We start from the raw sequence: 19,298 nt of genomic DNA on the forward strand, positions 1-19,298 counted from the left end.
CAGCAGCGTTCCGATCGCTCAGAACGGCAGCTTGAACCCCGGCGGCAACGGCAGGCCACTGGTCAGCTTCGACATTTCGGTCGAGCTGGCCGCGTCCGCCTTCGCCCGCGCGTCGTTGAACGCCGCGACGATCAGGTCTTCGAGCATCTGCTTCTCCGACGGCTGCAACAACGAATCGTCGATATCGACGCCCAGGATGCGTCCCTTGGCCGATGCGCGGACCTTGACCAGCCCGCCGCCCGATTGTCCGTCGACCTCGATCGTGTCGAGATTGGCCTGTGCCTTGGTCAGTTCGCTTTGCACATTCTGCGCCATGGCCATGATGTCGTCGAGATTCTTCATCGCGCGATACTCCCGTCGCTGCGTTGCCAATGATCGAGGGTGGCGTCCGGAAACGCCTGTAATGCCGCCTGTACCAGCGGTGATTGCAAAACCTGTTCGCGTTCCGAATTCGCCTTGGCCGTTTCCTGTTCGCGCAGGGTAGGCGCTCCCGCCCCCTCGCCAATCAGAACGCGCCAATGGCTGCCGGTGATCCCTTTGAGCGCATTCTCCAGATCGCGTGCGAAATCGGCGGGCAAGGGCCGCGACCCGCTCAGTTCGATCAGGTTCGGCTCCAACCGGATCATTCGCGCGCAATTGCGAAACTGCGCCTCCAGCGAATGGCGGCCATGTTTCGCCAGCAGGTTCGCGACCTGCTCCATCGTCTCGGGCACCGGATCGACCGCGACCTCCGCTGCCGCAGGAGCGGGCGAAGCGGCTGCGGGCGCCATCGCCGGCACCTGCCCCGCCGCTAGTTGCTTCGCCAGCGTCCCCGGATCGGGCAGCGACGATGCATGGACAATGCGCAGCAACGCCATCTCGCATGCCTCGATCGGCAGTGCGGCGCGCGACACTTCCTCATGCCCCTTCAACAACAACTGCCACAACCGGTGCAGCATCGGAAACGACAGCGCGCTCCAGCCATCGAACGCGGCGCGCTCCTCAGCCGACTGGCCCGGCCCGCGATCCCCGCCGACCTTGACGATCGTCACCGCATGCACGGTTTCGAGCAGCGTCCGCAGCACCGACGCCGGATCGACGCCCAGATCATATTGTGCGCGGAGTGCCCGGAGCGCCCCCGCCGCATCCGCCTTCAGCAACAGGTCGAACAGCCCTCGGATCGCACCGCGATCGGACAGGCCCAGCATCTGCCGCACCGCATCGGCGCGCACGCCCTCGCCCTCCAGCCCACCATGCGCGATCGCCTGGTCGAGGATCGACAACCCGTCGCGCGCCGACCCTTCCGCCGCCCGCGCGATCAGTTGCAGCGCCTCCGGCTCGGCCTCGACACCCTCGGCTTCAACGACATGCGCGAAATGCCCGGCGAGCAGATCGGCCGGAATGCGCCGCAGGTCGAACCGCTGGCAGCGCGACAGGACCGTCACCGGAACCTTGTGCACCTCGGTCGTCGCCAGCAGGAATTTGACGTGCGCCGGCGGCTCTTCCAGCGTCTTGAGCAGCGCGTTGAACGCCGGCGTCGACATCATGTGCACTTCGTCGATGATGTAAATCTTGAAGCGCGCCGACACCGCTGCATAGCGCACCGCCTCGGTCATCTCGCGCACGCTGTCGACGCCGTTGTTCGACGCGGCGTCGATCTCGATCACGTCGATATGCCGCCCTTCGGCGATCGCGCGGCACGGCTCGCACACCCCGCACGGATCGATGGTCGGCCCACCCTGCCCGTCCGGCCCGATGCAATTGAGTGCCTTGGCGATCAGCCGCGCGGTCGACGTCTTGCCGACCCCGCGTACCCCGGTCAGCAGAAACGCATGCGCCAGCCGCCCGCGCTTGATGGCATTGCCCAGCGTAGTGACCATCGCATCCTGCCCGATCAGCTGGCTGAACGTCTGCGGCCGATATTTGCGCGCGAGCACGCGGTAGGGCTGCGCGGCGGCGGGCTGTTCGGGGATGTCGAGGGCGAGGAAGGAGTCGGACATTGCGGGTGTCTTAGCGGGTGGCGGGGGCGGTGTCGCCTGTCGTGCGTCGCCAAGTTTCGCACGTTGTGATTTGGAGGGATTTCAATCAATGCAAACGGACGAAAGGGCCTACCAGTATCAGAAACTTACGATGGACCGAACCAGACATCGTGCATCGACTTGAGAAAGCAACGATCGCTCGCCGGGAAGCCGGAAGCATCGCCGATTACGGCATCGATACCACAGTTCGAACAAAGCGCTGTTCCACCCTCATCCGCGATCCATTCGACTATGGCGGAAGGGGCAAATGTTTGGAGACAATAGAAGCAGCCACATAGCCCGCTTCGTTCCAACTCCGACCTGTGATTGGCCGAATGATTGTGAGCAGGGTCCAGCATAGGAGCGCGATCAATCTCCACCGAAACGAACGTCATCCCAGCGAAGGCTGGGATCTTCCGGTGGCAGCACAGGACAAGAGCCGCTTGAGGCCCCAGCCTTCGCTGAGGCGACGTCCATGGAGAGATCGAAAAGGCCGAGATACTCTGCCCCGCTTCACGCGCCGGAACGTCCGCTCCCTAAGCCGCCAAAGCCTCCAACGCCTCGTTCGCCTCCATCCACTTCGTCTCCGCAACCTCAATCTCGGTGTCGAGGCTCGCGCGGCGCTTCATCAACTGCGCCATGGTCAGCTTGGCGAGCGCCGGGATTGCCTGCCCCGCCATCGCCGCGTCGAGCGCATCGCGCTGCTCGGTCAACCGCGCGAGATCGCGCTCGATCGCCTGCGCGCCCTTCTTCAGCACCTGCGCCTTTTCGCGCGCTTCGGCGGCGGCCTTGCGGTCGTTCTTCTTGTTGGCCTTGGCCGCCTTTTCCTTCGCCGAGTTGCCGAGCACCAGCGCGATATAGTCGTCGATCGTCCCGTCGAACTCCTTCGCGGTGCCTTCATCGACCAGCACCAGCCGATCCGCCGTCGCCTCCAGCATGTGCCGGTCGTGGCTGACCAGCAGCACGCAGCCGGTATAGGCGTTCAGCGCCTGAACCAACGCCTCGCGCGCATCGACGTCGAGGTGGTTGGTCGGTTCGTCGAGGATCAGCATATGCGGCGCGTCGCGCGTGATCAGCGCCAGCGCGAGACGCGCCCGCTCACCGCCTGACAGTTTGCCGACCAATGTCGTCGCCTTGTCCCCCGAGAAGCCGAACCGCCCGAGCTGCGCGCGGACGGCGGCCGGCGACGCGCCCTTCATCTGGCGCGTCATATGTTCGAGCGGCGTGTCGTCGGTGCTCAGTTCCTCCACCTGATACTGGGTGAAATAGCCGACCTTCATCTTGCCGGCCGCGTTCATGTCGCCGTCCATCGGCGCCAGCTGCGCCGCCAGCAGCCGCGCCAGCGTCGTCTTGCCGTTGCCGTTGCGCCCCAACAGCGCGATGCGATCCTCGGGATCGATGCGCAGGTTCAGCCGCTTGAGGATCGGCGTCTCACCATAACCGACGCTCGCCATGTCGAGCGTGATGAGCGGCGGACGCAGTTCATCGGGATCAGGGAAGTCGAACGACAGGCTGGGGTCCTCCGCCATCGCCGCAATCGGCTTCATCTTGGCAAGGATCTTAAGCCGCGACTGCGCCTGCTTCGCGGTCGAGGCGCGCGCCGAGTTCTTCGCGACATATTCCTGCAGCTTGGCCCGCTGCGCCGCCTGATTGGCGCGCGCCGCTTCCAGCTGGGCCAGCCGCTCGGCGCGCTGCTTCTCGAACGCGTCGTAACCGCCGGGATAGAGCGTGATCTTGCCCTGATGCAGGTGCAGGATATGGTCGACGACGTTGTTCAGGAAATCGCGTTCGTGGCTGACGACGACGATCGTCGCCTTGTACCCTTTAAGGAAATCCTCCAGCCACATCACCGCTTCGAGGTCGAGGTGGTTCGACGGTTCGTCGAGCAGCAGCACGTCGGGCTGGCTGAACAGCAACGCCGCCAGCGCGACGCGCATCCGCCAGCCGCCCGAGTAGCTCTCCAGCGGCCGCTGCTGCATCTCCTCGTCAAACCCCAGCCCGACGAGAATCCGCGCCGCCCGTGCCGGTGCGCCGTACGCGTCGATCGCCAGCAGCCGTTCGTGGATATCGCCGAGCCGGTCGGGATCGGTCACCGTCTCGGCATCGTGCATCAGCTTGGCGCGCTCGACATCGGCCTCCAGCACCGTGTCGAACGGCGTCGCCTGTCCGGCGGGCGCTTCCTGCGCAACATAACCCAGCCGGCTGCCGCGCGGCATTTCGGCGGTGCCGGTGTCGGGCTCCAATTGCCCGGCGATCACCCGCACCAGCGTCGACTTGCCCGCGCCATTGCGCCCGATCAGCCCGACGCGACTGCCCGGCGGCAGCGCCGCGCTGGCATTGTCGAGGATCGTCCGCCCGCCCAGGCGCACCGTGATACCGTTCAGATTGAGCATGGCCGCGCGCCTAGCATTTTTCGCCGCGTTTGCGAAGGGCGTGGCAAAACCGCTTTCCTACACGTCCGCATCGGCGCATGATCCGCCCCGGCCGCATGCCGCGTGCGCTCTTTAACAGGTTAGTTTCGCGACGCTCCGTCGCTCCGCGACAAGCGCTGAGAGAGCACATGCATCACTACCGGTGAACGCCACTTGCGAACCGCTCGCATCACATATGTGAAACCCCGCAAGTGTGAACTTAGTGAACTTTGGCGGCGTCAACCTCCGCAAACATCTGCCGCAACTCGCTTTTCACGATCTTCCCATTGGCATTGCGTGGCAGCACCGTGTCGGAAAAGCGCACCGCTACCGGTACCTTGAACGCCGCGAGCCGGGCGCGGACGAAGTCCTGCAACTCCCCCTCGCTCGCGGCACAGCCGGGGCAGAGATGCACCACCGCCACCGGCACTTCGCCCAGCACCCGGTCGGGCACCCCGACCAGCGCGGCATCGGTAACGGCGGGGTGCGCGTACAGCACGTCCTCGACCTCGATCGAATAGATATTCTCGCCGCCGCGGATGATAATGTCCTTGGCCCGGTCGACGATGAAGCAAAAGCCTTCCTCGTCCAGCCGCGCCAGATCGCCGGTGCGGACCCATCCGTCGACGAACGTCTCGGCGGTCGCTTCGGGACAGTTCCAATAGCCCTTCACGATCATCGGCCCGCGCGCCCATAGTTCGCCGACCTCCCCCACCGGCAGTTCGCGCGTGCCGTCGGGGGCCATGATCTTCAGGTCGGCGACCGGTACCGGCGGACCGCAACTGGTCGGGCGGTTGAGATACTCCTCGGCGCTATGTTGGGTGACGGTCGCCATCGTCTCGGTCATGCCCCAGCCATTGCCCGGCATCGCCCCGAACACCTCGTATATCCGCCGCACCAGATCGGGCGCGGACGGCGCACCGCCATATTGGACGACCTCCAGCGACGACAGGTCGTATCGCTCCCGGTCGGGATGCTCCAGCAACTGCCACGCGATCGTCGGCACCCCGCCGGTCACCTGCACCCGCTCGCGCTCGATCAGCGCCAGCGCCTGTCCCGCATCCCATTTGCGCATCAGCACCAGGGTCGTTCCGCTCGCCATCGCCCCCATCAGCGACGCGCTGCACGCGGTGACGTGGAAGAAGGGGATGACCAGCAACCCGACCTTGGGCTGCGGCGCGGGCGGCGGCATCTCGCCCCGCCGCAACATCGCCCGCGCGGCGATATAGGCGCTGGAGAAGATGTTGGTCGCCAGATTGCGGTGCGTGCCTAGCGCCCCCTTGGGCTTGCCGGTCGTGCCGCTGGTGTAGAAGATCGTCGCATCGTCCTCCGGCGCGATCGCTACCGCGGGCAGGTCGACCACCGGCAGCGTCGCATAGTCCGCGCAGCTGCCAATCACGTCTTCAAGCGCACGGGCGGGCGCCGTCAGCGGCGTGCGCGCCCGCGCCACGATCAGCGTCTCCAACCCCGGCATACTGCCGTAATCACCACCCAACCGCTCATGCCGCTGCCGATCGACGATCAGCATCCGCGCGCCCGAATCATTCACCCCGAACGCCAGTTCCTGTGGGCTCCACCACGCGTTCAGCGGGACACAGATCGCCCCGATCGCCACGATCGCGAAGAAGGCGACCGGCCATTCGGGCATGTTGCGCATGGCCAGCGCCACCCGGTCGCCCTTGCCGATGCCGCTGACCCGCAGATGCTCGGCCAGCGACGCGATCGCGCGATACTGCGCCTCGTACGTCACCCGCTGGTCCTCATGGATCGTCGCCAGCCGCTCGCCATGACTGCGCGAAAAGGCGATCAGCTGCGCCAGGTTCTCCGGCGCATTCTTCCAGATGCGCGTCGGGACGCCACGGATCGTCTCAGTCGCTATTTCGAACGGCGCGCCGGGCGCGGTCAGCGCCGCCTGCACCTGCGCTATGGACATGCGCGGCCAAACGGCCGGAGGAGGAATCACCGCTTCACCTGCCTGCAAGACACCGCTCCTGTTCGTCGACCCTAGAATATCGGGTTTGCCCGATCGGCCGCCATCTCGCAGGTTGTTATTGATTATCCTTTCGGCAAAGGCAATAGAATGCGCCAAACGCACCCCGGTTTAGAAGGACCGGTATGCAAAAGCTGGAGAAGAGCCGATCATGTCCGTGAACACCGAACGCCATGGCGACATTCTGGTGGCGATGGCCGACAATCCCCCCGTCAACGCGCTGTCGGCCTCGGTCCGGCTGGGACTGAAGGCGGCGATCGAGGAAGCCGCAGCGGACGACTCGGTCCACGCCATCGTCATTGCCTGCGCGGGCAAGACCTTCTTCGCCGGCGCCGACATCACCGAATTCACCAAGCCGCCGGTCGAACCGCTCCTGCCGCAACTGGTCGACATGATCGAGGCGTCGGACAAGCCGGTCGTCGCCGCGATCCACGGAACCGCACTTGGCGGTGGCTGCGAAGTCGCGATCGGCAGCCATTACCGCATCGCCGTCCCCAGCGCGAAGCTCGGCACCCCCGAGGTGAAGCTCGGCCTGCTCCCCGGCGCCGGCGGCACGCAGCGCCTGCCGCGCCTCGCCGGGGTCGCGACCGCGCTCGAACTGGTGGCGAAGGGCGACCCGATCCCGGCCAGCAAGGCGAAGGAAGCCGGCATCGTCGACCGGCTCGCCACCGAAGGCAATTTGCTGGAGGAAGCCATCGCCTTCGCCCGCGAAGTGGCCGACATCCGCCCCCTGCCCCGCACCTCCGAGAAGTCGGTCTCGCCCGATCCGGAAGCGGTCGCCGCCTTCGAAAAGGCCAATGCCCGCCGCTTCCGCGGTTACGAAGCCCCCGCCGCCAACATCGCCTGCGTCGTAAAGGCCAGCGAAACCCCCTTTGCCGAGGGGATTGCGTTCGAGCGGCAGCAGTTCATGAAGCTGATGTTCTCCGTCCAGTCGGCGGCGCAACGGCACATCTTCTTCGCTGAGCGCAAGGCGTCGAAGATCGACGGCATTGCCGACGACATCGCGCTGCGCCCGATCAAGCGCATCGGCGTGATTGGCGCCGGCACCATGGGCGGCGGCATCGCCATGAACTTCCTGTCGGCCGGCATCCCCGTCACCATCGTCGAGATGCAGCAGGACGCGCTCGACCGCGGCGTCGGGATCATCCGCAAGAATTACGAAGCGACCGCCGCCAAGGGGCGGATGAAGCCCGAACAGGTCGAAGCCGCGATGGGCCTGCTCACCCCCACGCTGTCGCTGCACGACCTCGCCGATGTCGATCTGGTGATCGAGGCGGTGTATGAGGAAATGTCGGTCAAGCAGGACATTTTTGGCAAGCTCGACACCATCTGCAAACCGGGTGCGATCCTCGCGTCGAACACCAGCTATCTCGACGTCAACGTCATCGCCGCCGCGACCAAGCGCCCGCAGGACGTGCTCGGCCTGCACTTCTTCTCGCCCGCCAACGTCATGAAGCTGCTGGAGATAGTGCGCGGCGATGCGACCGCCGACGACGTGCTCGCCACCGCGATGGCGCTGTCGAAGAAGATCCGCAAGGTCGCGGTCGTTGCCGGGGTCTGCCATGGCTTCATCGGCAACCGCATGCTCGAGCCGCGTCAGGTCGAGGCGATGAAGCTGTTGATGGAGGGCGCGACCCCCGAACAGGTCGACCGCGTCCATGTCGACTTCGGCATGCCGATGGGGCCGTTCCAGATGGCCGATCTCGCCGGTGTCGATATCGGCTGGCACCGCGATCCCTCGCGCATCGAGAACATTCGCGACGCCCTCGCAGCCGAGGGCCGCTGGGGCCAGAAGAAGGGCGCCGGCTTCTACGATTATGACGACAAGCGACAGGCTTCGAACAGCCCGCGCGTCGCCGAGATCATCGACGAGTTCCGTACGAAGACCAACACCCCACAACGCGAGATAACCGACGAAGAGATTATCGAGCGCACCCTCTACCCGATCGTCAACGAAGGCGCGAAGATCCTTGCCGAGGGGAAGGCACAGCGCGCGTCCGATATCGATGTCGTCTGGATCTATGGCTATGGCTGGCCGCCCTATCGCGGTGGTCCGATGTTCTGGGCCGATACCGAAGGTGCGAAGAAGATTGTTGCCGGTCTCGAAAAAGCACGGCTTCGACATCGCGCCACTGCTACGCGAGAAGGCGGAAACCGGCGGGCGGTTCAACAAGTGAGCGACCTTGCCGCGTTCCGCGCCGACACCCGCGCCTGGCTGGAGGCCAACTGTCCGCCATCGATGCGTGAGCCGGTCCGTTCCGACAAGGACGTGACATGGGGCGGCCGCAACTCCAGCTACGCCAACCCCGATCAGAAGCTGTGGCTCGATCGGATGGCAGCGCGCGGCTGGACGGTACCCGACTGGCCGACCGCCTATGGCGGTGGCGGCCTTTCGCCGGCCGAAGCGAAGATATTGCGCGAGGAAATGGCGGCAATAAACGCCCGCAACCCGCTCTATTCCTTTGGTATCTCGATGCTCGGCCCGGCGCTGCTCAAATATGGCAGCGAGGAGCAGAAGCAGGAACATCTCCCCAAAATTGCCCGAGGCGAAATCCGCTGGTGTCAGGGCTATAGCGAACCCGGCGCCGGGTCCGACCTTGCCGGGCTACAGACCACCGCCGTCGCCGATGGAGACGACTTCATCGTCAATGGGCAGAAGGTATGGACCAGCTATGCCGACAAGGCCGACTGGATCTTCTGCCTTGTCCGCACCGACCGATCGACCAAACAGGGCGGGATCAGCTTCCTGCTATTCGACATGGCCTCGCCCGGCGTCACCACCCGCCCGATCAAGCTGATCTCGGGCAACTCGCCCTTTTGCGAGACCTTCTTCGACGACGTCCGCGTGCCGAAGGGCAATCTGGTCGGCGAACTGAACAAGGGCTGGGACGTCGCCAAATATCTGCTCGGCCATGAACGCGAGATGATCTCGGGCATGGGATCGACCGGCAATGGTCCGCTGATCGCCAAGGCGGTGGAGACGATCGGCACAGACGACGGAGGCCGGCTCGCCGACCCGATGCTTCGTTCCGCCATCGCCACCTTCGACGTCCGCGCCCGCGCCTTCGCCGCCATGTCCGAACGCTTCCGCGACGAACTGAAGGCCGGTCGCGCCCATGCCGCACAGCCGAGCATGATGAAATATGTCGGCACCGAATTGAACAAGACCCGCCACGAACTGCTGATGGCATCGGGTGGGTCGGACGCGCTCGAATGGGAGAGTGCCGACAGCGATCACGGTGCGGCGGCCCGCGCTTGGTTGCGGACCAAGGCGAACTCGATCGAGGGCGGCACGTCCGAAATCCAGCTTAACATCATCGCCCGCCGCATCCTTGATCTACCCCTGCAATAGCCTGTCAGGAACAACCCTTATGTCTCTGTTTCTGAACGAAGATCAGACGATGCTCGCCGACACCGCGCGCGAGTTTCTGGTTGAAGCCGCGCCGGTCGCGCATCTTCGCGCCTTGCGCGATGCCGATGATCCGACCGGCTTCGATCGCGGCCTTTGGGCGAAGTTCGCCGAGATGGGCTTCACCGGCATGATGGTGCCCGAAAGCGCCGGCGGTCTCGGTCTCGGCCATGTCGAGGCCGGCATCGTGCTGGAGGAGATCGGCCGCAACCTGTCGCCCTCGCCCTTCCTCACCACCTCGGTCGCCGCCGTCGCCGCGCTGTCAGGGACCGGTGCCGGCGAACGCTGGCTGCCGCGCATCGCCACCGGCGAGACCGTCGCCGCGCTCGCGATCGACGAGCGCGCCAAGCATGGCGACGCGGTCGCGATGCGCGCCGAACGCTCGGGCAACGGCTTCCGCCTGTCTGGCACCAAGCAGTTCGTCACCCATGGCCATGTCGCCGACCTGATCCTCGTCGCCGCGCGCACCGCCGGCAGTCCTGAAGATGCCGATGGCATAACCATGTTCGCGGTCGCCGCCGACACCCCCGGCCTGACTGCCGCCCCCCGCCGCCTGACCGACAGCAGTATCGCCGCCCGGTTGACCTTCGACGATGTCGAGGTCGATGGCGACGCGGTCATCGGCACCGTGGATGACGGTCGCGCCGTACTGAACCGATTGCTCAGCGCCGTGCGATCCGGCGCGGCGGCAGAGTCGCTCGGCGTCGGCGAAGGTGCTGCTATCCGGACGCTCGACTATCTCCGTCAGCGTAAACAGTTCGGGCAAACCATCGGAAGTTTTCAGGCGCTGCAACACCGCGCCGCGCATCTCTACTCCGAGCTTGAGATCGCGCGCGCCGCCGTCCTGAAGGCGCAGCAGTTGCTCGATGACGGCGCGGCGGACGCCGACACAGCCGTCTCGGTCGCCAAGGCGATGGCCGGCATGGCATCGACGCTGGCGGTGCAGGAAGCGGTGCAGATGCATGGCGGCATCGGCATGACCGACGACGCCGATATCGGCTTCTTCATGAAACGCGCCCGCGTCCTGACCGAGATGTTCGGCGATATCGGCTATCACAGCGACCGCATCGCCCGGATCGGAGGCTACTGATGGAGTCGACGCCCGCCGATCTGGTCGCGGGACTGGTCGCACTGCTCGATATAGAGGAGATCGACACCGATCTGTATCGCGGCGCCCGCAATCCGGGCGGCGTCGGCCGCGTGTTCGGCGGACAGGTGATCGGACAGGCGCTGCAGGCGGCGCAACGCTCGATCGGCGGTGCCAAGATCGCCCATTCGCTGCACGCCTATTTCCTGCGGCCCGGCGACGAGCAGCATCCGATCATCTACCGCGTCGTCCGCGATTTTGCCGGGCGCAGCTTCGCCAACGCCCGCGTCATCGCGATGCAGCGTGGACAGGCGATCCTGAACATGGCCGCGTCGTTCCAGTTGCCCGAAGACGGCATGGTCCATCAGGACGCGATGCCCGACGTGCCTCCACCCGAAGCGTTGCAATCCGACCGCGACCTGCGACTGGCGATGCAGGACCGCATTCCCGACAAGTTCCGCCGCCTGTTCCTGCGCGCTCGCCCGATCGAGATCCGCCCGGTGGAAGCGGACCATCTGGTCGATCCGACCCCCCGCCCCCCGTTCCAGAATGGCTGGTTCCGCGCGGTCGCGCCGCTTGGCGACGACGCGACGCTGCACCGCGCGATCCTCGCCTATGCCAGCGACATGATGCTTCTCGGCACCTGCATGCTTCCCCACGGCGTCCACTGGATGATGGATCAGGTCCAGACCGCAAGCCTCGACCATGCGCTGTGGCTGCACGAGCCGTTCCGCGCCGACGAATGGCTGCTCTACACCACCGATAGCCCATGGGCCGGTCACGCGCGAGGCTTCAATCGCGGCCGCATCTTCGCGCGTGACGGGCGGCTGGTGGCGAGCGTGGCGCAGGAAGGGCTGGTGCGGGTAAGGGGATAACCCCCTCACCCCGGCTCGTGCAGCGGACAGCCGTTGAACCGCTCGCGATACTGCGCCGAATGGTCGTAGACCGGCTTTCGGACCCGGTTCACCCCACCCAGCGGCTGATGTGCCGCCAGTCCGGTCCACACGCTGAACCGCAAGCTTTCATCGACCGCTGTCACTTTGTCCGCCGACCAGCTATCCTGCGGTTCGCAGCGCAGGGTCGCTACCGTCAGGTAGGGGCTGGCGTCCTCTGGCCACGGCGTCGCGGCATCCTCGATCGGCTGCGCCTCGGGATCGCGGAGCAACTGCACCCGCACTTCCCACTCGCCCCGCACTTTTGCTGCCGAGGCCTGCAAATCCTCGCGGATCGCGTCTGGTCGGCCGTTGGTATCCACGACCATATCGGTCAGCGCGGTGAGATCAGGCGATACCGGCACCACCTGATATTTCGCGACATAGGCACCATGCCGGAACGGGGTCGCCGAGAAATAGGTCTCGCCCAGCGGATGGACATTCTTCGAACCGCCCATCGTCTTCAGCAAGGTGCTTTCGGTCCCGACCGCCTCCAGCGCCGCCTCGGCGCCGCGCAGGACATAGGACAATGCCTTCTTCGCCCATTCCGCCTTGTCGGTGGTTTTCGCCAGCAGCTTCAGATTGCTCGCGAACTTCGCGGGCGTCGGCGCGGCAAAGGCGGGCGCGTTGACCATCACGAAGTCCTGGGTGCGCCCGCCCGCACCGGGCAGGCGTTCGCCATCGACGTCCATCACCTTCCACGCAAGGCCACGCGGCAGGCCGATCGCATCGTCGAGGATATCGCCCGGATTGGTCGAAAACCGCATCCACACCGGATAGACGCCCGGCGCGGCGAACAGCCCCTGCGCCAGCTCGGGCGGCAGGTTGTCGTGGACGCTCAATTCACCCTTCAATATGCCGTGCGACTTGGCATGAACGGCCCGCACCGCCTTGCCATAATCCTTCGACGTGGTCGTCAGGATCGTGTCGAACGCCTGCTCCATTTCGGCGACCGTCTCCGCCTCGTCCGCCTCCGGATGTTCGAGTGCGGCGGTGTAGCGCACCGGCGGTTTCAGCATGTCGGTCATGTGCGGGAACTCCTTCATCCTCGCGCTGACAAGCATGGAAAACGGTATTCGTTCCGGCCCCTTACACGGCGGTACGCCCATAGTCCTGGCGCGTGAACGGGTGGCTCGACGACAGGCCGCCATCGACCGCCCATGCCTGTCCGTTGACATAGCTCGCCTCGCCCGAAGCGAGGAACAGGACGACGCGGGCAATCTCCTCCGCCCCCCCGCCGCGTCGTAGCGGGTTGAGGCGGCCGATCCGTGCTTCCTTCCCCGACTGGCGGGCATGGTCGTAAACCATGGCCGTCATGCCCGTCTCGATCAGCCCGGGGCACACCGCATTCACCCGCACGCCCGATCCCGACAATTGCTGTGCGGCGGTCTGGACCAGATTGATCACCCCCGCCTTCGACGCGGAATAGGCCGCCCCGCCTGCGCCGGATCGCAGTCCGGCGACGCTGGCGGTACAGACGATCGCCCCGCCAACCGCCGCCGCCATCACCGGCGCGGCATGGCGAATGGCAAGGAACGGGCCGATCAGATTGACCCGCAGGATTTCTGCCCAGTCCTCGGCGCTCTGCTCGAACAGCCCGGCCAGCCCGCCCGATATCCCGGCATTGGCGTGGACGATGTCGATCCCGCCGAACCGATCGACCGCCAGTTCCACCGCCCGCGCAACATCCGCGTCCGCCCCGGCATCCATCGAACAGGCGACCGCGCTACCGCCCGCAGCCTCGATCAGTGCGACGGTCGCTTCCGCCTCGCTCAAGTCGCCACAGACCACCCCGGCCCCTTCCCGCGCAAAGGCCAGGGCACAGGCCCGCCCGATGCCGGATCCCGCGCCGGTTACCAGCACCGACTTTCCCGCAAACCGCATCACGCCCCCGCCTGTTCCGCAAAGCGCCACGCCGCCGCCGCCAGTTCGGGCACCCGCTCCGCCATCCTTGCCGCCTGCGCACTCGAAGCGTTGCCGTCGCGCACCCGCTGCTTGATTCCCTGCACGATCCCGGTGAGGCGGAAAAGATTGTACGCGAAATACCAGTCGAGCCTTGGCACACCGTCGCGTCCGGTCGCCGCGCAATATTGCGCCACGACCGCGTCCATCGTCGGAATGCCGCTGTCCCCGCCGCTCAGGCCCGCAATGCCCGACCGGCCATCGGCGGGCGTCATCCAGTTCATCAGCAGATAGGTGAAATCGGCCAGCGGATCGCCCAGTGTCGACAGTTCCCAGTCGAGCACCGCCGCCACCTGTGCCCCGTCCTCGGCAAAGATCAGGTTGTCGATCCGGTAGTCGCCATGGACGATCGCCACCCGATCCTGCGTCGGTACCGTGCGCGGCAGCCAATCGATCAGCCGCTCGACATCCGCCAGATCGTCGGTCTGGCTGGCGCGATATTGCCGGGTCCAGCGCGCGACCTGCCGCTCGAAATAATTGCCCGGCTTGCCATAATCGCCCAGGCCGACCGCCACCGGATCGATCGCGTGCAGCGCCGCCAGCGCATCGACCATCGCGTCGTAATGCGCGCGCCGCGCATCGGGGGACAGGTCGGGCATCGCCCCGTTCCAGATCGTCCGCCCCGCAACCCGCTCCATCAGGTAGAAGGGCGCGCCGATCACCGCCGGATCCTCGCACAGCCCGACCGGCCGCGGCACCGGATAGCCGGTCGGATGCAGCGCCGCGATGAGCCGATATTCGCGTTCGATCGCATGGGCGCTCGGCAGCAGCACCCCGAACGGCTTTCGCCGCAGCACATAGGAACAGGTCGGCAAATCGACCCGATAGGTCGGATTGCTCTGCCCGCCCGGATAGCGTGTCACCGCGACCGGCCGCTCCCCCAACCATGTCGACAGACGGTCGAGATCGAGGTCCACCTCACTGCCCACCGGACACTCGCGCAAACTCCGCCCGCGCGATCGCCCGGTTATGGACCTCATCCGGCCCGTCGGCAAAACGCAGGGTGCGGACCCCCGCCCATGCCGCCGCCAGCGGGAAGTCGTCCGACACCCCGCCCCCGCCATGCGCCTGGATCGCATCGTCGAGGATGCTGAGCGCCATGGTCGGTGCCTGCACCTTGATCATCGCGATCTCGCCCTGCGCCGCCTTGTTCCCGGCACGGTCCATCATGTCGGCGGCCTTCAGGCACAGCAGCCGCGTCATCTCGATATCGATCCGCGCCCGCGCCACCCGCTGTTCCCAGATCGAATGATCGGCGATCCGCTTTCCGAATGCGACGCGCGATTGCAACCGCGTCGCCATCGCCTCCAGCGCCATTTCGGCCACCCCGATCGTGCGCATGCAATGGTGGATGCGCCCCGGACCCAGCCGCCCCTGCGCGATCTCGAACCCGCGCCCCTCGCCCAGCAGCAGATTGCCGGCCGGCACCCGCACCTTGTCCAGCACTACCTCGCCGTGACCATGCGGGGCATGGTCATAGCCATAGACCGGCAGCATCCGCTCGATCCGCACCCCCGGCGTATCCATCGGCACCAGGATCATGCTTTGCTGCCGATGGCGCGGCGCATCGAGGTCGGTCTTGCCCATCACGATCGCGACCTTGCAGCGCGGATCGCCGGTCCCCGACGACCACCATTTGCGCCCGTCGATCACATAGTCGTCGCCGTCGCGCACGATCCGCGTCTCGATATTCGTCGCATCCGACGATGCCACTGCCGGCTCGGTCATCAGGAAGGCGGAGCGGATCGTTCCATCCATCAACGGCCGCAACCAAGCCTCCTTCTGCGCCCGCGTGCCATAGCGGTGCAGCACCTCCATATTGCCGGTGTCGGGTGCCGAGCAGTTGAACACCTCGCTCGTCCAATGCCACCGCCCCATCGCCTCGGCGCACAGTGCGTATTCGAGGTTCGACAATTGCGTCCCTTCGAACGCGAAGGTCTCATCGACCATCGGCGCGCCCGAATGCGGCGGCATGAACAGGTTCCACAGCCCCGCCGCCCGCGCCCGCTCCTTCAAAGGCTCCAGCATCGCGACCGGTGCCCAGCGATCCCCGCTCGCGACTTCGCGATGATAGTGGTGGTCGGCGGGCGCGACATGCTCGGTCAGGAACGCGGCGACACGGTCGCGCCAATGGGCTTCGCGTTCGCTTAGCGAAAAGTCCAAAATCCGTCTCCCGCTGCAACCTGTTTTTGCCGGTCTATGCCATACCGCATATTCGGTAAAGCGCCGATGACGTCGCGTATCGGTAAGAAAAATGCACTTGGGCTCCACACCCGATCTGCTAGGGTCGCGTGCATGACGACGACCGACGGGGCCACCAAACGCTATCGTGCCAAACGCGACGCCATTCTCGCGGCGGCGGCAGAGGCGATCAACGAAGCCAGTGCGAAGGGGATGACCTTCGCCGATGTCGCCCGCCGCGTCGGCCTCAACACCACCAGCGTGACCTATTATTTCAAGCGCAAGGAAGACCTTGCCGCCGCCGCCTTCGACCACACGCTGGCATGGTTACAGGCGTCGCTCGACGAAGCCTTGCTCGAACCCACGCCGCAGGCGCGCGTCGCGAAATTCCTGTCGATCCACTTCGACCGGCAACGCCGGATCGAAGCCGGCGAGGAACGCCCCGTCGCGATGCTGTCCGACCTGCGGGCGATGGAAGACCCGTTCAAGGCGCGGCTGCTGTCCGGCTGGCGCGACGTCTTTCGCAAGACGCGGACCTTATGGGGCGAACCGCGCGACCGGATCGCAAAGGATATCCAGGGCGCCCGTGCGCATGTCCTGCTCGAAAACTGCTTCTGGCTGACCGTCTGGCTCGAACGATACGAACCCGACCAATATGACCGGGTAGAGGCGCGGCTCATGGACGTCTTCCTCCATGGCCTTGCCGGCCCCGGCCAGCGCTGGACCCCGCGTCCGCTCGCGCCCGAACAGGCCGATGCCGAACCGGCGCGCGACGCGTTCCTCCGCGCCGCCACCCGCCTCATCAACGAACTCGGCTATCGCGGCGCGTCGGTTCAGCGGATCGCCTCCGAACTGAACGTGACCAAGGGGTCGTTCTACCATCATCTCGATGCCAAGGACGATCTGGTCATCGCCTGTTACCGCCGCAGTTTCGATACGATCGGCGCCGCACAGCGTGCCGCCGATCGCGACGGCGGCAGCCATTGGCAGCGCCTGTCCAGCACGCTGGCGATGCTGATCGATGCGCAGTTCACCGAACAGGGGCCGCTGCTGCGCACCACTGCCCTGTCCGGCCTGCCCACGACGGTGCGACAGGCGATGGTCGACCGCTCCAACCGCATCGCCCGACGCTTTGCCGGCACGATCAGCGACGGCATCGCCGAAGGGTCGTTGCGCCCTGTCGACCCATTGATCGCGGCGCAGGCGCTGATGGCATTGCAGAACGCCGCATTCGACATGCGCGGCTGGGCCGCGACCATGCCGCGCGAACGGGCGGTGGGGTTCTATGCGTCGACGGTCCTGACCGGGCTGTTCGTCGAACCGATAGCTTGATCACGCTCAACATCATGATGGCCGGCAAGTATCGCCAAGACAGCCGATAATCATCTGGACAACAGATCATTCCAGTGACAGCATTGTTTCTCCAACATTGCTGCGGGGGAGAGCGGCTATGTTCAAGCGAGCCCTGTTATCCATCGCGTTACTGACGACGACTGCCACGGCGCAGTCGATGCCGATCGTTCCGCAGGACGCCGCACCGACCAAGCGACCGGTGCGGACGCAAGACGATCTGCCGCGCCATCGCTATCCGGTAACGCCTTCGGCCGCAGCGCTGCTTTCGGCGGACGATGCGACGTTCAACGCATGGGCGGCACGGGTTGCCACCGATATCGACGCGACGCTGCGCGACTATGATATTCAGGACCGGGCGACGTTGCGCGAACTGCTGGGCCGGCGCCTGAACATCGAACTGCTAACCCATCGCAATGAAGCGGCGCTTGCCACGATCGCGGCACTACGGGCGGCGCAGGACAAACCCGACGCCAAACTGACCAGCGGCCTTCGCGCCGAAGCCATCGTTCGCGCCCGGATCGCGACCGGTCAGACGCGTGGCCCCGCGTTCGAACAGGCGTTCGCGAAAAACTATGCCGTGGCGCTCGATGCGCTGCCCTGGGCGATCACCGGCACGGCGCTGAAGGAAGACCGCCAGCGTGCGCAACTCATGTCGCCGACGCTGGTCGATGGTTTTGTCCGAACCGATGTCGAACCGATCGTCACCCGGGAACAGGCGGTCAGCGACAAACCGGCCGACGATCTTATCTGGGCGCGGATGATGCGGCAGGTCGATCTGCCCGTCCAACCGCTGACCATCTCCGCGCTGGAAAAGGTCGTTGCCGCCAAGAATGTCGCAAAGCCCGACATATGGGCAGCGCGCGAGGTGACGCTGACCGCGTCCGATCACCCGACCCCCGTTGTGGTCGGCATCTGGGATTCGGGAACCGATGTCGCGCTGTTCCCGCAGCAGCTCTACACCGATCCGCGGCCCAGACCGCCCGCCAACGCGCACGGCATCGCGTTCGACATCGACGACAATCCTACCACTGGCACACTATACCCGCTGACGGCGGACCAGCAGCGGCGCTATGGTACCGTCATCGCCGATTTTCAGGGGCTGAACGACCTCGAACAGGCGATCGACAGCCCGGCGGCGGACGCGGTGCGGCGCAAGATTTCGGGACTGCCCAGCGAGGCCGTACCGGCATTCCTCGAACAGATGAAATTCTACGGTCAATATATCCACGGCACCCATGTCGCCGGGATCGTCGCGCGGGGTAATCCCGCGGTCCGGCTGGCCGTCGCCCGCCGCACCTTCGATTATCGCAACATCCCCGCCCCGCCGACCGACGCCAGCGTCGCGCGCGGCAACGCTGCCGCCCGGGCGACGATCCATTGGTTCCGGCAGCACGGCGTGCGCGTCGTCAATATGAGCTGGGGCGGCACCGCCGGCGATTTCGAGAGCGACCTCGAAAAGAACGGCATCGGCAAGGACACGGCCGAGCGCAAAGCATTGGCCCGCCGCTATTTCGAGGCGAATCGGGACGGACTATACGCCGCGATCAAGGGGGCCCCGGAGATATTGTTCGTCGCTGCGGCGGGTAACTCCAATTCCGATAATGCGTTCGACGAGGCCATTCCGTCATCCTTCGTCCTGCCGAACATGATTACCGTCAGCGCCGTCGATCGCGCCGGCGACGAAGCCGGCTTCACGACCTATGGCAGCAACGTCGCGGTCAGCGCCAACGGGTATCAGGTACCATCGCTGATCCCTGGCGGCACGACCCTGGAGAATTCCGGCACATCGATGGCAGCGCCAAATGTCGCCAATCTGGGAGCCAAACTGATCGCACTCGATCCGAAACTGACTCCGGCGGCAACGATCAAGTTGATCCGGGACGGAGCGAGCGTCAGCGCGGATGGAAGGCGTCACAATATCGATCCGAAGGCATCGGTGGCGCTGCTCCGTACGCGGCCGGCACTCGCCAAATAGG

13 protein-coding genes and 1 pseudogene are annotated in these 19,298 nt (G+C 65.7%); 6 read left to right on the forward strand and 8 right to left on the reverse strand.

Annotated features, from left to right (window positions below; all coding sequences use genetic code 11):
- Positions 1–18: 18 nt before the first annotated feature.
- The 4 genes from ACZ1JS_RS07670 to ACZ1JS_RS07685 form a co-directional block, all read right to left on the reverse strand.
- Entirely contained in the window at positions 19–342 is a 324-nt protein-coding gene (locus ACZ1JS_RS07670; protein ID WP_056401092.1) for a YbaB/EbfC family nucleoid-associated protein, read from the reverse strand.
- Positions 339–1,979 carry a DNA polymerase III subunit gamma/tau gene (locus tag ACZ1JS_RS07675; RefSeq protein ID WP_465168412.1) on the reverse strand — a complete coding sequence of 547 codons (1,641 nt, stop codon included), beginning with the start codon at positions 1,977–1,979 and terminating at the stop codon, positions 339–341. Before ACZ1JS_RS07675 ends, ACZ1JS_RS07670 begins: the two co-directional genes overlap by 4 nt.
- A gap of 554 nt (positions 1,980–2,533) precedes the next feature.
- Positions 2,534–4,390, reverse strand: a complete 1,857-nt coding sequence (locus ACZ1JS_RS07680; RefSeq protein WP_242117458.1) for an ABC-F family ATP-binding cassette domain-containing protein — start codon at positions 4,388–4,390, stop codon at positions 2,534–2,536.
- 238 nt (positions 4,391–4,628) lie between these two features.
- Positions 4,629–6,341, reverse strand: a complete 1,713-nt coding sequence (locus ACZ1JS_RS07685; protein ID WP_465168413.1) for a class I adenylate-forming enzyme family protein — start codon at positions 6,339–6,341, stop codon at positions 4,629–4,631.
- A gap of 208 nt (positions 6,342–6,549) precedes the next feature.
- On the opposite strand from ACZ1JS_RS07685, the pseudogene ACZ1JS_RS07690 reads away from it, so the two are divergent.
- The 4 genes and pseudogenes from ACZ1JS_RS07690 (at position 6,550) to ACZ1JS_RS07705 (ending at position 11,769) form a co-directional block, all read left to right on the forward strand.
- Positions 6,550–8,575: pseudogene (locus ACZ1JS_RS07690) on the forward strand (3-hydroxyacyl-CoA dehydrogenase NAD-binding domain-containing protein).
- A complete protein-coding gene (locus tag ACZ1JS_RS07695) occupies positions 8,572–9,750 on the forward strand; it encodes an acyl-CoA dehydrogenase family protein (protein WP_465168414.1) in 1,179 nt (392 codons plus the stop codon). Before ACZ1JS_RS07690 ends, ACZ1JS_RS07695 begins: the two are co-directional and overlap by 4 nt.
- 19 nt (positions 9,751–9,769) lie before the next feature.
- Positions 9,770–10,897, forward strand: a complete 1,128-nt coding sequence (locus ACZ1JS_RS07700) for an acyl-CoA dehydrogenase family protein (RefSeq protein ID WP_465168415.1) — start codon at positions 9,770–9,772, stop codon at positions 10,895–10,897.
- On the forward strand, positions 10,897–11,769 hold the full coding sequence (locus ACZ1JS_RS07705; protein ID WP_465168416.1) for an acyl-CoA thioesterase: 873 nt from the start codon (positions 10,897–10,899) through the stop codon (positions 11,767–11,769). The genes ACZ1JS_RS07700 and ACZ1JS_RS07705 overlap by 1 nt, the downstream gene beginning before the upstream one ends.
- A 5-nt stretch (positions 11,770–11,774) precedes the next feature.
- On the opposite strand, the gene ACZ1JS_RS07710 is transcribed toward ACZ1JS_RS07705, so the two are convergent.
- The 4 genes from ACZ1JS_RS07710 to ACZ1JS_RS07725 form a co-directional block, all read right to left on the reverse strand.
- Entirely contained in the window at positions 11,775–12,854 is a 1,080-nt protein-coding gene (locus ACZ1JS_RS07710; RefSeq protein ID WP_465168417.1) for a catalase family protein, read from the reverse strand.
- Between the two features lie 61 nt (positions 12,855–12,915).
- Complete coding sequence (locus ACZ1JS_RS07715; RefSeq protein WP_465168418.1) at positions 12,916–13,710, reverse strand: SDR family NAD(P)-dependent oxidoreductase; 795 nt, start codon at positions 13,708–13,710, stop codon at positions 12,916–12,918.
- Positions 13,710–14,717 carry a phosphotransferase family protein gene (locus ACZ1JS_RS07720; protein ID WP_465168419.1) on the reverse strand — a complete coding sequence of 336 codons (1,008 nt, stop codon included), beginning with the start codon at positions 14,715–14,717 and terminating at the stop codon, positions 13,710–13,712. Before ACZ1JS_RS07720 ends, ACZ1JS_RS07715 begins: the two co-directional genes overlap by 1 nt.
- Positions 14,707–15,951, reverse strand: a complete 1,245-nt coding sequence (locus ACZ1JS_RS07725; RefSeq protein WP_465168420.1) for an acyl-CoA dehydrogenase family protein — start codon at positions 15,949–15,951, stop codon at positions 14,707–14,709. The genes ACZ1JS_RS07720 and ACZ1JS_RS07725 overlap by 11 nt, the downstream gene beginning before the upstream one ends.
- A gap of 132 nt (positions 15,952–16,083) precedes the next feature.
- On the opposite strand from ACZ1JS_RS07725, the gene ACZ1JS_RS07730 reads away from it, so the two are divergent.
- The gene (locus ACZ1JS_RS07730) at positions 16,084–17,301 is read left to right on the forward strand and encodes a TetR/AcrR family transcriptional regulator (protein ID WP_465168421.1); all 1,218 of its coding nucleotides are present in this window, start codon (positions 16,084–16,086) and stop codon (positions 17,299–17,301) included.
- A 178-nt stretch (positions 17,302–17,479) separates the two neighbouring features.
- Positions 17,480–19,297 (forward strand): S8 family serine peptidase, encoded by a 1,818-nt coding sequence (locus ACZ1JS_RS07735; RefSeq protein ID WP_465168422.1) that lies wholly within the window; start codon positions 17,480–17,482, stop codon positions 19,295–19,297.
- Position 19,298 lies beyond the last annotated feature (1 nt).

The sequence above is a fragment of the Sphingomonas sp. BL-S-05 genome (genome assembly GCF_055521695.1).

What these genes read in the sequence shown, in the direction of transcription:
- ACZ1JS_RS07670 (WP_056401092.1), bottom strand. Translation starts at nt 342, where the DNA reads ATGAAGAATCTCGACGACATCATGGCCATGGCGCAGAATGTGCAAAGC.
- ACZ1JS_RS07675 (WP_465168412.1), bottom strand. Translation starts at nt 1,979, where the DNA reads ATGTCCGACTCCTTCCTCGCCCTCGACATCCCCGAACAGCCCGCCGCC.
- ACZ1JS_RS07680 (WP_242117458.1), bottom strand. Translation starts at nt 4,390, where the DNA reads ATGCTCAATCTGAACGGTATCACGGTGCGCCTGGGCGGGCGGACGATC.
- ACZ1JS_RS07685 (WP_465168413.1), bottom strand. Translation starts at nt 6,341, where the DNA reads ATGTCCATAGCGCAGGTGCAGGCGGCGCTGACCGCGCCCGGCGCGCCG.
- ACZ1JS_RS07700 (WP_465168415.1), top strand. Translation starts at nt 9,770, where the DNA reads ATGTCTCTGTTTCTGAACGAAGATCAGACGATGCTCGCCGACACCGCG.
- ACZ1JS_RS07705 (WP_465168416.1), top strand. Translation starts at nt 10,897, where the DNA reads ATGGAGTCGACGCCCGCCGATCTGGTCGCGGGACTGGTCGCACTGCTC.
- ACZ1JS_RS07710 (WP_465168417.1), bottom strand. Translation starts at nt 12,854, where the DNA reads ATGACCGACATGCTGAAACCGCCGGTGCGCTACACCGCCGCACTCGAA.
- ACZ1JS_RS07715 (WP_465168418.1), bottom strand. Translation starts at nt 13,710, where the DNA reads ATGCGGTTTGCGGGAAAGTCGGTGCTGGTAACCGGCGCGGGATCCGGC.
- ACZ1JS_RS07730 (WP_465168421.1), top strand. Translation starts at nt 16,084, where the DNA reads ATGACGACGACCGACGGGGCCACCAAACGCTATCGTGCCAAACGCGAC.
- ACZ1JS_RS07735 (WP_465168422.1), top strand. Translation starts at nt 17,480, where the DNA reads ATGCCGATCGTTCCGCAGGACGCCGCACCGACCAAGCGACCGGTGCGG.